General features: G+C 69.9%; 13 protein-coding genes. 6 read left to right on the top strand and 7 right to left on the bottom strand.

What is annotated here, in order from left to right; all coding sequences use genetic code 11:
- Window positions 1-36: 36 nt before the first annotated feature.
- Window positions 37-657, bottom strand: a complete 621-nt coding sequence (locus tag ACZ418_RS06970; protein ID WP_468358046.1) for a gamma carbonic anhydrase family protein — start codon at window positions 655-657, stop codon at window positions 37-39.
- A 176-nt stretch (window positions 658-833) separates the two neighbouring features.
- The gene (ychF, locus tag ACZ418_RS06965) at window positions 834-1,922 is read right to left on the bottom strand and encodes a redox-regulated ATPase YchF (RefSeq protein ID WP_468358043.1); all 1,089 of its coding nucleotides are present in this window, start codon (window positions 1,920-1,922) and stop codon (window positions 834-836) included.
- A gap of 184 nt (window positions 1,923-2,106) precedes the next feature.
- On the opposite strand from ychF, the gene ACZ418_RS06960 reads away from it, so the two are divergent.
- Entirely contained in the window at window positions 2,107-2,706 is a 600-nt protein-coding gene (locus tag ACZ418_RS06960; RefSeq protein WP_468358040.1) for a DUF6542 domain-containing protein, read from the top strand.
- 120 nt (window positions 2,707-2,826) lie between these two features.
- Here ACZ418_RS06960 and ppgK read toward each other — a convergent pair whose 3' ends face one another.
- A complete protein-coding gene (ppgK, locus tag ACZ418_RS06955; protein WP_468358038.1) occupies window positions 2,827-3,582 on the bottom strand; it encodes a polyphosphate--glucose phosphotransferase in 756 nt (251 codons plus the stop codon).
- Between the two features lie 29 nt (window positions 3,583-3,611).
- A complete protein-coding gene (locus tag ACZ418_RS06950; RefSeq protein WP_468358036.1) occupies window positions 3,612-4,628 on the bottom strand; it encodes a 4-hydroxy-3-methylbut-2-enyl diphosphate reductase in 1,017 nt (338 codons plus the stop codon).
- Window positions 4,629-4,774: 146 nt separating this feature from the next.
- Between ACZ418_RS06950 and xseA the strand changes: the two genes are divergently transcribed.
- The 3 genes from xseA (at window position 4,775) to ACZ418_RS06935 (ending at window position 6,949) form a co-directional block, all read left to right on the top strand.
- A complete protein-coding gene (xseA, locus tag ACZ418_RS06945; RefSeq protein ID WP_468358034.1) occupies window positions 4,775-5,983 on the top strand; it encodes an exodeoxyribonuclease VII large subunit in 1,209 nt (402 codons plus the stop codon).
- Window positions 5,980-6,210 carry an exodeoxyribonuclease VII small subunit gene (locus tag ACZ418_RS06940; protein ID WP_451002544.1) on the top strand — a complete coding sequence of 77 codons (231 nt, stop codon included), beginning with the start codon at window positions 5,980-5,982 and terminating at the stop codon, window positions 6,208-6,210. The genes xseA and ACZ418_RS06940 overlap by 4 nt, the downstream gene beginning before the upstream one ends.
- Before the next feature lie 148 nt (window positions 6,211-6,358).
- The gene (locus tag ACZ418_RS06935; RefSeq protein WP_468358031.1) at window positions 6,359-6,949 is read left to right on the top strand and encodes a malonic semialdehyde reductase; all 591 of its coding nucleotides are present in this window, start codon (window positions 6,359-6,361) and stop codon (window positions 6,947-6,949) included.
- A 95-nt stretch (window positions 6,950-7,044) separates the two neighbouring features.
- Here the strand turns inward: ACZ418_RS06935 and ACZ418_RS06930 are convergent, their stop codons facing one another.
- Complete coding sequence (locus ACZ418_RS06930; protein WP_468358028.1) at window positions 7,045-7,572, bottom strand: DUF4245 domain-containing protein; 528 nt, start codon at window positions 7,570-7,572, stop codon at window positions 7,045-7,047.
- Between the two features lie 127 nt (window positions 7,573-7,699).
- On the opposite strand from ACZ418_RS06930, the gene glpX reads away from it, so the two are divergent.
- Window positions 7,700-8,734: a class II fructose-bisphosphatase gene (gene glpX, locus ACZ418_RS06925; RefSeq protein WP_388620318.1), complete on the top strand. Its 1,035-nt coding sequence runs from the start codon at window positions 7,700-7,702 to the stop codon at window positions 8,732-8,734.
- Window positions 8,735-8,812: 78 nt separating this feature from the next.
- Here the strand turns inward: glpX and ACZ418_RS06920 are convergent, their stop codons facing one another.
- The gene (locus ACZ418_RS06920) at window positions 8,813-9,190 is read right to left on the bottom strand and encodes a WhiB family transcriptional regulator (RefSeq protein ID WP_351209091.1); all 378 of its coding nucleotides are present in this window, start codon (window positions 9,188-9,190) and stop codon (window positions 8,813-8,815) included.
- A gap of 175 nt (window positions 9,191-9,365) precedes the next feature.
- Window positions 9,366-10,085: a DUF1707 SHOCT-like domain-containing protein gene (locus ACZ418_RS06915; RefSeq protein ID WP_468358023.1), complete on the bottom strand. Its 720-nt coding sequence runs from the start codon at window positions 10,083-10,085 to the stop codon at window positions 9,366-9,368.
- Window positions 10,086-10,252: 167 nt separating this feature from the next.
- On the opposite strand from ACZ418_RS06915, the gene ACZ418_RS06910 reads away from it, so the two are divergent.
- The gene (locus tag ACZ418_RS06910; protein ID WP_468358020.1) at window positions 10,253-11,923 is read left to right on the top strand and encodes a fumarate hydratase; all 1,671 of its coding nucleotides are present in this window, start codon (window positions 10,253-10,255) and stop codon (window positions 11,921-11,923) included.
- The last annotated feature ends 721 nt before the right edge of the window (window positions 11,924-12,644 follow it).

Raw genomic sequence — 12,644 nt, 5'->3', positions numbered from 1 at the left:
GGTCACCCGCGCGGTCGCCATCCGAAGTTCATCGGCTCACTCAGGGGCGAGTACCTCGTCGTCCGCATGGGTGCCGAACTCGGCGACGCGGACTTCCGCAATGCGTTCGTACCGGACGATCCGGTCGGCCCAGGCCGCGTCGACGCCGAAGGCGACCTGGGCGAAGCCGAGTTGCCCCAGAGCTTCTGTCACTCCGGGGTCGCCGGGGGCCAGGAGGCGTAGGGGATCACCGAGGGCGAGGGTGTGCGGGGGCACGAAGAACTCTTCGGGCAAGGCCGTGCGGGCGTGGACGAGTGCGCCGACAGCGACGACCGCGCCTGCGCCGAGCCTCGCCCCTTGCAGGACGGTCGCCGAGGTCGCCAGGTACGCGCACCTGTCCACCGCGCAGCCCAGCAGGGTGGCGTGCGGTCCCACGAAGACGTGGTCGCCCAGCAGAACCGCCTGCTCGCCGGCGACCGCGGAGGCGCGCAGGACCGCGTTCTCACTGATGACCGACGCCTCGCCGATCTCGATCCGGGAACCCTCGGCGTCGAGCACCGCGCCGTACATCACCCGCGCCCGCGGCCCGATCCGCACGTCCCCGACCAGCGTGGCCGTCGGCGCCACATAGGCGGTGGGGTGAACCTGCGGGACGTGCCCCTGATGCCTGATGCGCATTCCGGTATTCCTTCGTTCTTCCGCGACCACGGATGGACTGTTCCCGGCCGTCCGCCGTCCGTCCGGCGGATTCCGGACGTCATGTTCGGGAACAGCAAGGGGCCGGCTCCCGGACGAGCCGACCCCATCTGACCTGCAAGTCTGCCAGGCTTCCAGCGTGGTGTTACTTCACTCGCTCACACGTTGAAGCGGAACTCCACCACGTCGCCGTCCTGCATGACGTACTCCTTGCCCTCCATGCGGGCCTTGCCCTTGGCGCGGGCTTCGGCGACCGAGCCGGTCTCGACCAGGTCGGCGAAGGAGATGACCTCGGCCTTGATGAAGCCCTTCTGGAAGTCGGTGTGGATCACGCCGGCCGCCTCGGGGGCCGTGGCGCCCTTCTTGATGGTCCAGGCGCGGGACTCCTTGGGGCCGGCCGTGAGGTAGGTCTGCAGGCCGAGGGTGTGGAAGCCGACGCGGGCCAGGGTGGCGAGGCCGGGCTCGTGCTGGCCGACGGACTCCAGCAGCTCCAGCGCCTCCTCCTCGTCCAGCTCGGCGAGGTCCGCCTCCAGCTTGGCGTTGAGGAAGATCGCCTCGGCGGGGGCGACCAGGGCCCGCTGCTCGTTCTTGAAGTCCTCGTCGATCAGTTCGTCCTCGTCGACGTTGAAGACGTAGAGGAACGGCTTGGTGGTGAGCAGATGCAGGTCGTGGAGGAGTTCGTTGCGCTCGGTGCCCTGGACGATGCCGTGCGCGAAGAGCGTGTCGCCCTTCTCCAGGATCTCCTTCGCCTCCTCGACCGCCTTGACCTTCGGGGCCACGTCCTTCTTGATGCGGGACTCCTTCTGGAGGCGCGGAAGGACCTTCTCGATGGTCTGGAGGTCGGCGAGGATCAGCTCGGTGTTGATCGTCTCGATGTCGTCCTTCGGCGAGACCTTGCCGTCGACGTGCACGACGTTCTCGTCCTTGAAGGCGCGGATGACCTGGCAGATCGCGTCGGACTCACGGATGTTCGCGAGGAACTTGTTGCCCAGACCCTCGCCCTCGGAGGCGCCGCGCACGATACCGGCGATGTCCACGAAGTCGACCGTGGCCGGAAGGATGCGCTCCGAGCCGAAGATCGAGGCCAGCTTGGCCAGCCGGCCGTCGGGGACGCCGACCACGCCGACATTCGGCTCGATCGTGGCGAACGGGTAGTTGGCCGCCAGCACGTCGTTCTTGGTCAGGGCGTTGAACAGGGTCGACTTGCCGACATTGGGCAGGCCGACGATTCCGATCGTGAGCGACACGTTGCGACTTCCCGTAGATGAGTGGGCCAGAGGCTGCCAGGGGCCAGAGACCGACACTGGCCGATCCACCAGTCTACGGCGTCCGCGCCGGGCGGCTCGAGGCAGCTTCGAACGCCTGGCCAAGCTGTTCCCACCGGCGTGTCTGATGGGTTATTCGGCACATAAACAGACCTAAGTTGGTCGAGTGGAGCAACGCAGAACGCGACCCCCGAACGACGGACCGCGACGCGGCACGCCGCAGCAGCCCACGCAGCTGCCCCCGCAGGCGCGGCGCGGCGCCGGCGGCGAGCGCAGGCCGGACCGGGACCAGGGCCAGTGGCAGGGGACGTGGCGGCCGGGGCGGGAGGAGCGCGGCGCACCGCAGGCAGGGGCCGCCGCCGGGCCGGTCACACCCGGGCCTCGACCGCGGGGGCTCCGGCTCACCGGGCTCGGCAGCGGGCTGTTCTGCGCCCTCGTGATGTTCCTGCTCGGCTGCCTGGACACGCTGCTGTTCGGCGGGTCCATGAGGGTGTACGGCGTGCTGTTCCTGCCCGTGTGCGTCCTGACCGCGCTGTGGGTGCGGGCCGGGGACGTCCTGACCGCCCCGGTGGTCGTACCGATCGCGTTCGCCGCGGGGATACTCCCCGTCGCGGATGGCGGCGGGGGGCTGCTCGGCCGGCTGATGGGCCTGTTCACCGGGCTCGCCACGCAGGCCGGCTGGCTGTACGGCGGGACGCTGGTCGCCGGGGTGATCGTGCTCGTACGCCGGGTGCGGTGGGTACGACAGCGCCGGCGGCGAGGGTGAGTCGAGACGCGTGACCGGCTGACCTCAGCTGCGGCCGACCGGGGTGTGACCGGCCCGCGCCGGCAGGGTGCCGCTGGTGCGACGGCCGCTGTCGGTGGGCGCCACCCCCAACCGCCCGACTCACCCGTGCGCGTGCTCCTGCGCCGCTCTCATCGCCGCCCCCACGATCCCCGCGTTGTTCTGCAGCTGTGCGGGGACGATCTCGGCCTTGATGCCCTCGATGAGGTGCAGGAACTTGTCGGCCTTGCGGCTGACACCACCGCCGATGATGAACAGCTCCGGCGAGAACAGCATCTCCACATGCGCCAGGTACTTCTGGACGCGGCGCGCCCAGCGCTCCCAGGTCAGCTCGTGGTCCTCCTTGGCCTTGCTGGAGGCTCGCCGCTCGGCCTCGTGGCCGTCGAGTTCCAGGTGGCCCAGTTCCGTGTTCGGGACGAGGAGGCCGTCCACGAAGACGGCGCTGCCGATGCCGGTGCCGAAGGTGAGCAGAATGACCGTGCCCCTGCGGTCCCGGCCGGCGCCGAACTGCATCTCGGCGACGCCCGCCGCGTCCGCGTCGTTGACGACCGTCACCGGCAGGCCGCCCAGCTTGCCGCCGAACAACGCGCGCGCGTCGGTGTCGATCCAGCTCCTGTCCACGTTCGCCGCCGTACGGACCGTCGCGCCGCCGGTGACCACTCCGGGGAAGGTCAGGCCGACCGGACCGGTCCAGCCGAAGTGGTCGATGACCTGCTTGACCCCGTCGGCCACGCCGTCCGGCGTCGCCGGGTGCGGGGTGAGCACCTTGCAGCGCTCCTGGGCGAGGTCGCCCCTGTCCAGGTCCACAGGGGCGCCCTTGATGCCGGAGCCGCCGATGTCCACGCCGAAGATCTGCATGGCACCACGTTACGACGGACGACTGACGGTCACTCCTCGGAGGCGCCGCTGCCGCCGCGCTCGGCGACGAGGGTGGCGGCCTCTTCGCGAAGGTCGCGGCGGAGTTCCTTGGGCAGGGAGAAGGTGATGGACTCCTCGGCCGCCTTGACGATCTCCACGTCGCCGTAACCGCGCTCGCCGAGCCATTCCAGGACCTGCTCGACCAGGACCTCGGGGACGGAGGCGCCGGAGGTGACGCCGACGGTCGTCACCCCCTCCAGCCAGGCCTCGTCGATCTCGTCGGCGAAGTCCACCAGGTACGCCTCGCGGGCGCCGGCGAGCTTGGCGACCTCGACCAGCCGCTTGGAGTTTGAGGAGTTGCGCGAACCGACGACGATGACCAGCTCGGCCTCGGCACCCATCTGCTTCACGGCGAGCTGGCGGTTCTGCGTGGCGTAGCAGATGTCGTCGCTGGGCGGGGAGACGAGCCCCGGGAACTTCGTCTTCAGGGCGTCGACGGTCTCCATGGTCTCGTCCACGGACAGGGTGGTCTGGGACAGCCAGACGACCTTCGACGGGTCGCGGACCTCGACCTTGTCGACATCCGCGGGGCCGTCGACGAGCTGGATGTGGTCGGGGGCCTCGCCGGAGGTGCCGATGACCTCCTCGTGGCCCTCGTGCCCGATCAGGAGGATGTCGTAGTCCTCCTTGGCGTAGCGGACGGCTTCCTTGTGGACCTTGGTGACCAGGGGGCAGGTGGCGTCGATGGTGGCGAGGCGGCCTCGCTCGGCCTCCTCGTGCACGACCGGGGCGACGCCGTGCGCCGAGAACATGACGATGTTGCCGGGCGGCACCTCCTCCGTCCGCTCGACGAAGACGGCGCCCTTCTTCTCCAGGGTCTGCACGACGTACTTGTTGTGGACGATCTCGTGCCGGACGTAGATCGGGGCCCCGTACTGTTCCAGGGCCTTCTCGACGGCGATCACGGCGCGGTCCACACCGGCGCAGTAGCCCCGGGGGGCGGCGAGCAGGACACGGCGGCCAGACGAAGCGGTCATGCGTCCCATCGTAAGGGTGCGTTCGGCGGCGCCGAGATCGCGTGCCCTGTGCGGTCCGGCGCCTGAGCGGTGCGGGTGCCGGCCGGGAGTCGGGTCGCTTGCCCGCGCTTGCGTGGTGCCGCCCGCTGTCGGTACCCCCCGTTACCCTCAACCGCATGGCTGCGAAAACCACCCCTGAAGCCCCCCTGCCCGTGGGCGAGGTCTCCCGGCTGATCGGGGGCTGGATCGATCGGCTCGGGGCGGTGTGGGTCGAGGGGCAGATCACGCAGTTGTCGCGGCGGCCCGGCGCCGGGGTCGTGTTCCTGACGCTGCGGGATCCGTCGTACGACATCTCCGTGAGCGTGACCTGCTACCGGCAGGTGTTCGACGCCGTCGCCGATGTCGTCGGGGAGGGCGCCCGCGTCGTCGTACTGGCGAAGCCGGAGTGGTACGCACCCAGGGGGCAGCTGTCCCTGCGCGCCGCCGAGATGAGGCCCGTCGGCGTCGGTGAGCTGCTGGCCCGGCTGGAGCAGCTGAAGAAGGCGCTCGCGGCCGAGGGACTGTTCGCGCCGGAGCGGAAGAAGCCGCTGCCCTTTCTGCCGCAGCTGATCGGCCTCGTCTGCGGGCGCGCCTCCGCCGCGGAGCGGGACGTGCTGGAGAACGCCCGCCACCGCTGGCCCGCCGTCCGCTTCGAGGTCCGCAACGTCCCGGTGCAGGGCGTGCACGCCGTCCCGCAGGTCGTCCAGGCGGTGAAGGAGCTGGACGAGATGGAGGACGTCGATGTGATCATCGTCGCCCGTGGCGGCGGCAGCGTGGAGGACCTGCTGCCGTTCTCCGACGAGCAGCTCGTGCGGGCCGTGGCCGAGTGCCGTACGCCCGTCGTCTCCGCCATCGGGCACGAGCCCGACAACCCGCTGCTGGACCACGTCGCCGACCTGCGCGCCTCCACCCCCACCGACGCGGCCAAGAAGGTCGTGCCGGACGTGGGCGAGGAGTTCGAGCGGGTGCGGATGCTGCGGGACCGGGCCCGGCGCTGTGTGAACGCGTATCTGGAGCGGGAGGAGCGCGGGCTGGCGCACGCGCTGGCCCGCCCCTCGATAGAGGATCCGCACCGGATGCTCGACGAGCGCGCCGACCACGTGGCCTCTCTTGTCGAGCGCAGCCGGCGGACCCTCGGGCATCTCCTCGACCGCGCGGACTCGGAGCTGACGCACACGCACGCGCGCGTGGTGGCCCTCTCCCCGGCGGCGACGCTCAAGCGCGGGTACGCGGTGCTGCAGAAGACGGACGGGCACGTGGTACGCGGTCCGGACGAGGTGACGGAAGGCGAGGCGCTCCGGGCCCGCGTCGCCGACGGCGAATTCACAGTGAAGGTGGGCGAATGACCGGCAAGGTGGACGAGGCGCTCTCGTACGAGCAGGCGCGGGACGAGTTGATCGAGGTCGTACGGCGCCTGGAAGCGGGCGGTACGACGCTGGAGGAGTCCCTGGCGCTGTGGGAGCGCGGTGAGGAGCTGGCCAAGGTGTGCCGGCGCTGGCTGGAGGGTGCGCGGGCCAGGCTGGACGCGGCGCTGGCCGAGGAGGAAGCGGGCGAGGAGGCGGATGCCGAGTAGGCGTCCGGCTGTTGCGCCCTGTGAAGCGGGTCACCACACCCAGGCTTTTGTTGAAGGTTGAACTTCACTGTCGTAGGGTCATCCCTGTCAGCCGATCCGGACCGCGGTCCGGTACGTCGGATCAAGGCGCCACCTAGGAAGTTCACGCATGTCTCTCGTTCTTGACCCCGCCGCCCAGGACCTGCTGTTCCGCGAGGCCCGCACCGCGAACACCTTCACCGACGAGCCGGTGACCGAGGAGCAGGTCCAGGCGATCTACGATCTGGTCAAGTACGGCCCCACCGCCTTCAACCAGAGCCCGCTGCGCATCACCCTGGTCCGCTCCGCCGAGGCCCGTGAGCGTCTGGTGCAGCACATGGCCGAGGGCAACCAGCCGAAGACCGCCACCGCCCCGCTGGTCGCGATCCTCTCCGCGGACAACGAGTTCCACGAGGAGCTGCCGACCCTCTTCCCGCACTTCCCGCAGGCCAAGGACGTCTTCTTCAGCGAGCGTCCGGCCCGTGAGGGCGCCGCCGCGCTGAACGCCGCACTGCAGGCCGCCTACTTCATCATCGGCGTCCGCGCCGCGGGCCTCGCCGCCGGCCCGATGACCGGCCTCGACTTCGAGGGCGTCCGCAAGGAGTTCCTGGACGACGACCACACCCCGCTGATGGTGGTCAACATCGGCAAGCCGGGCCCGGACGCCTGGTTCCCGCGCTCCCCGCGCCTGGCGTACGAGGACGTCGTCACGACCGTCTGAGCCCCCGGACACACCGTCCGAGCCCCACCGGACACACGAAGAGGCCCCCGGCACCGCCGAGGGCCTCTTTCGCATGACCGCAGGTCATGCGTCGCTCACTGCATCTTCAGCGCCGCCGCGAACTTCGTCAGCTCCTCGAAGGACGCCGTGCCGGCCACCACCGTGGTGGAGCCGGGCGTGCCGTTCAGGACCAGAGCGTCGTAGCGGCCGCCGGTGTAGCGGGTCCAGGTGCGGCCGTCGATCGTCTGGGTGTGCTTCGTCGCCGACGCGCCCTGGCTGGCCTGGTCGATGAAATCGGTCGGCTTCTGCGTGGACTGCTCGATCTGCACATACTGGCTGTCCGGGGTCTGGAAGCCCAGATGCCAGCGATCGCCGTTCTCGCCCTGGAAGCGTACGGAGGTCGCCTTCCAGGTACTCGGCAGGCCCTCGGGCGCGGCCACCGGGTAGCTCGCCGCGCGTCGGGCGGTGAGCAGCTCGACCCGGTAGTCGACCCGCTTCAGGTCGGGAGAGTGATCGTCGTGCGGGATGGCGAGGAAGTAGACGACCAACGCCGCGATGCCGATCAGGGCCAGGGAGAGAACCATGTCCCTGGCCGTCTTCTGCTTGCCGTTCGAACCTGCCACGCCCTCTATCGTCGCAGGTGCCCCCAGCGCTCATCCGTGGGGTCCCCTGCTCATTTTGTCTGCCTAACGATAGAGTCGGAGGCAATACCCTCATCCGGCCGTCGTCGTATCAGAAAGGTGCGCTCCGATGACCGAAAATCATCACCTGCCGTCCGAGCTCGATGTTCCCTCCGAGGCTCCCGACCGCAACCTCGCCCTCGAACTCGTCCGGGTGACCGAGGCCGCCGCCATGGCCGCCGGCCGCTGGGTGGGGCGCGGCGACAAGAACGGCGCCGACGGTGCCGCGGTGCGCGCCATGCGAACCCTCGTCTCCACCGTCTCGATGAACGGCGTCGTCGTCATCGGCGAGGGCGAGAAGGACGAGGCCCCGATGCTCTTCAACGGGGAGCACGTGGGCGACGGCACCGGTCCCGAGGTCGACATCGCGGTCGACCCGATCGACGGCACCACGCTGACGGCCAAGGGCATGCCGAACGCGATCGCCGTTCTGGCCGCCGCCGAGCGGGGCGCCATGTTCGACCCCTCCGCCGTGTTCTACATGGACAAGCTGGTCACCGGCCCGGAGGCGGCGGAGTTCGTCGACATCGACGCGCCCGTGGCCGTGAACATCAAGCGGATCGCCAAGGCGAAGAAGGCCACCCCGGAGGACGTCACGGTCGTCATCCTCGACCGGCCGCGGCACGAGGGCCTGATCAGGGAGGTCCGGGAGGCCGGCGCGCGCATCAAGCTGATCTCCGACGGCGATGTGGCGGGCTCGATCTACGCGCTGCGTGAGGGCACCGGCGTCGACCTGCTGCTCGGCATCGGCGGTACGCCCGAGGGCATCATCTCGGCCTGCGCCGTGAAGTGCCTGGGCGGCACCATCCAGGGCAAGCTCTGGCCCAAGGACGACGAGGAGCGGGCGCGAGCCATCGACGCCGGCCACGATCTGGACCGCGTTCTGACGACCGACGACCTGGTGTCCGGGGAGAACGTCTTCTTCGTCGCGACCGGCATCACCGACGGCGAACTGCTGCGGGGTGTCCGGTACCGGTCGGAGACCGCGCTGACCGAGTCGATCGTGATGCGGTCGAAGTCCGGGACGGTTCGCCGGATCGACTCCGAGCACCGGCTGGCCAAGCTGCGCGCCTACAGCGCGATCGACTTCGACCGGGCCAAGTAGCACCTGACCGGAGGGGCACGCACTTTGCCCCTCAGGGACCACGGCGCCCTCTGTGCGGAGAGGGCGCCGCTCCTTCACTCAGCCCGCTATACGGTTGGCCGCCGTCGCCCGTGCCGCCTTCTTCAGCTCCATCTCCCGGCGACGCCTTCGCGCCAGGACCACACGGCGTTCCGCCGCCGTGAGGCCGCCCCAGACGCCGTACGGCTCGGGCTGGAGGAGGGCGTGTTCGCGGCACTCGACCATCACCGGGCAGCGGGCGCAGACGCGCTTGGCCGCCTCCTCGCGAGACAGCCGGGCGGCGGTCGGCTCCTTCGACGGGGCGAAGAACAGGCCCGCCTCGTCGCGCCGGCACACGGCTTCGGTGTGCCAGGGAGCGTCTTGGTCCCTGTCTCGCGCCGGCATCCGCTGGACCGGAAGGGCAGCTACCTGCAAGGACGAATGCGGCGGTTGCAGCACGGTCTACTCCTGACGACGGCTTCGCGAGCGAGAGACGATGCAGCAAGGCCTACCCGCTGTGCGCGCGCCTATGCACAGCGTCCCCACTCGTGGGCGCGCGAGCGGCTCGTTCGCGCCCCCAACACCCGCGCGCAGGAGGAGTGGAACCCTCCGGTCACCATCGGATTCGCGACCGTCAACGGCCCAGGTGTCTGCGCAGCTTCCGGTCGACCTTGTCCTGGACCCGCTCCAGCTTCCGGTCGACCTTGCTCTGCACCCGGTCCAGGATGTCCGCCACGCGCTTGCCGCGCCTGGGGCGCGCCTCGACATTGCCGAGTACGGCCCAGCCGTCGACGTAGACGACCGGCGCCTCGGAGTCGACCGAGTCCAGCGTGTCCACCTCGAAGTTGCCGAGGACGCCGCCTCCGGTGCCGCGCAGCGACACGTTCTCCGGGACGCGGATCTGGACGTCGCCGAAGACCGAGACGGCCTTGATCACGACCTGCTGGTACTCGAAGATCGCCTCGCTGAGGTCGATCTCGACGCTGCCGAAGACCGAGTACGCATGGATCCGGCGACCGGCGCGCCAGCGGCCCCGGCGCACGGCGCTGCTGAAGACCGCGACAACGTTGGCGTCCGCCTCGTGCGGGATCGCGCCCGGGGAAGGGCGGGGCGGAGCGGGCGCATAGGCGCCGGTGGCGGGGCGCTGGTGGGCGGCGGGCAGGTCCCGAATGAAGACCTCCAGCTCGCCCACCGTCTTGGCGGCGAGGACGCCCTCGACCCGCTCGGCATGCTCGTCGGCGGTCAGCCGCCCCTCGGCCAGGGCCTCGCGAAGAATCTCGGCGATGCGGTCACGGTCGGCGTCCGAGGCACGCAGCTCGGCGACAGGTGCTTCGGTGTGCTTCTGAAGGTCCACGGGAACAGCGTACCGAAACGCGATAGATCGCGACTAGGGGCTGTGGAAAACCTCGGCGTGCCGGACTGAGCCTTACCTCACAGGTTCCGTGTCGGCGGCAGGTTCTAGGCTGGTGAGGCCCGCCAGCGTCGGCGGGCGCCGTCCGTCAGAGTGAGGAATGGGCTGAGATGCCTGAGTTCGCGTACACCGATCTGCTCCCCCAGGGAGAGGACACCACCCCGTACCGGCTGGTGACGTCCGAGGGCGTCTCCACCGTCGAGGGCCCGGACGGGCGGACGTTCCTCAAGGTGGAGCCGGAGGCGCTGCGCAAGCTGGCCGAGGAGGCCATCCACGACATCCAGCACTACCTGCGCCCCGCCCACCTCGCCCAGCTGCGCCGGATCATCGACGACCCGGAGGCGTCCGGCAACGACAAGTTCGTCGCCCTGGACCTGCTGAAGAACGCGAACATCGCGGCGGCGGGCGTGCTCCCGATGTGCCAGGACACCGGCACGGCGATCGTCATGGGCAAGCGCGGGCAGAACGTGCTGACGCAGGGCGGCGACGAGGAGGCGCTGAGCCGCGGCATCTACGACGCCTACACCAAGCTCAACCTGCGCTACTCGCAGATGGCTCCGCTCACCATGTGGGAGGAGAAGAACACCGGCTCCAACCTGCCGGCCCAGATCGAGCTGTACGCCACCGACGGCGGCGCCTACAAGTTCCTGTTCATGGCGAAGGGCGGCGGCAGCGCCAACAAGTCCTTCCTCTACCAGGAGACGAAGGCCGTCCTGAACGAGGCCTCCATGATGAAGTTCCTGGAGGAGAAGATCCGCTCGCTCGGTACGGCCGCCTGCCCGCCGTACCACCTGGCGATCGTCGTCGGCGGCACCAGCGCCGAGTACGCGCTGAAGACCGCGAAGTACGCCTCCGCGCACTACCTGGACGAGATCCCGGCGGAGGGCTCGGAGCTCGGCCACGGCTTCCGCGACAAGGACCTCGAGCAGAAGGTCTTCGAGCTGACGCAGAAGATCGGCATCGGCGCACAGTTCGGCGGCAAGTACTTCTGCCACGACGTCCGCGTGGTCCGCCTGCCCCGGCACGGCGCGTCCTGCCCGGTCGCCATCGCCGTCTCCTGCTCGGCCGACCGCCAGGCCGTGGCGAAGATCACCGCCGAGGGCGTCTTCCTGGAGCAGCTGGAGACCGACCCGGCGCGCTTCCTGCCGGAGACGACGGACGAGCACCTGGACGAGTCGTCGGACGTGGTCAGGATCGACCTGAACCAGCCGATGGACACGATCCTCGCCGAGCTGACCAAGTACCCGGTCAAGACCCGCCTCTCGCTCACCGGTCCGCTGGTCGTCGCCCGTGACATCGCGCACGCCAAGATCAAGGAGCGGCTGGACGCGGGCGAGGAGATGCCGCAGTACCTGAAGGACCACCCGGTGTACTACGCGGGCCCGGCGAAGACCCCCGAGGGCTACGCCTCCGGGTCCTTCGGCCCGACGACGGCCGGCCGCATGGACTCCTACGTGGAGCAGTTCCAGGCGGCGGGCGGCTCCAAGGTGATGCTGGCGAAGGGCAACCGGTCGAAGCAGGTCACCGACGCGTGTGCCGCGCACGGCGGCTTCTACCTCGGCTCCATCGGCGGCCCGGCCGCCCGTCTCGCCCAGGACTGCATCAAGAAGGTCGAGGTCCTGGAGTACGAGGAGCTGGGCATGGAGGCGGTCTGGAAGATCGAGGTCGAGGACTTCCCGGCGTTCATCGTCGTGGACGACAAGGGCAACGACTTCTTCCAAGATCCCGCGCCCGCGCCGACGTTCACCTCCATCCCCGTGCGGGGCCCCGGGCTGGTGTAGTTCCTCGGGTGCGGCGGGGACACTTCTCGCCCCCGCCGCCCCTACCCGTCCCATCTCCAGGGGCTCCGCCCCTTCGACCCCGCTGGGGCTCCGCCCCAGACCCCATCGGCCCGAAGGGCCTCGTCCTCAAAAGCCGGACGGGCTGAGTGGTGCCGTAAGCCGAACAAGTCGAACGACTTCTTCACCGACCCCGCCCCTCAGCCGACGTTCACGTCGATTCCGGTGCGGGGTCCGGGGCTGGCGTAGGGCCCTCAGTCCCTCCCATAGGCGCACCCTCGGGACAGGCTGATGGGCGCCGTCGGACGAACAGCCGGCGCAAGGCCTGTCCCTGTTGCCCGGCGGCTCCGAGTGACTGTTGGGGCCGAGGGAAAGCGGGCGCCTCACCGGCACCGGCCCCTGAGTCGGCTGCGTTCACGCCCTGGGTTCCGGGGGCGCGGCCCCGTCTCGCCTGCACGCCGGGCCGGCTTGGCGGCCGACGGTCGGCCAAGAAGCGAGCGGCCCACCAGTCACGTCACAGCTCAGGACGCCTCAGACGCCGCCCAACTCCGACCCCGGCACCGCAAAACGAACGACGACCATGCCGACCGGCCGAAGACCAGCGCCGGGCCACAACCCGTCATCACCGAGGCGTCCCATCCGCCTGTCCTGCACCAGCCTTCCGAGACGCATGACCTGATCTGCCATCACCTCGGGTCCGCCGACCGGTCGCAGCGGCCTTGCC

Source organism: Streptomyces sp. NPDC030820 (genome assembly GCF_055572075.1).
The sequence above is the reverse complement of the archived record's forward strand: the minus strand, read 5'-3'. Positions and strand labels throughout refer to the sequence as shown.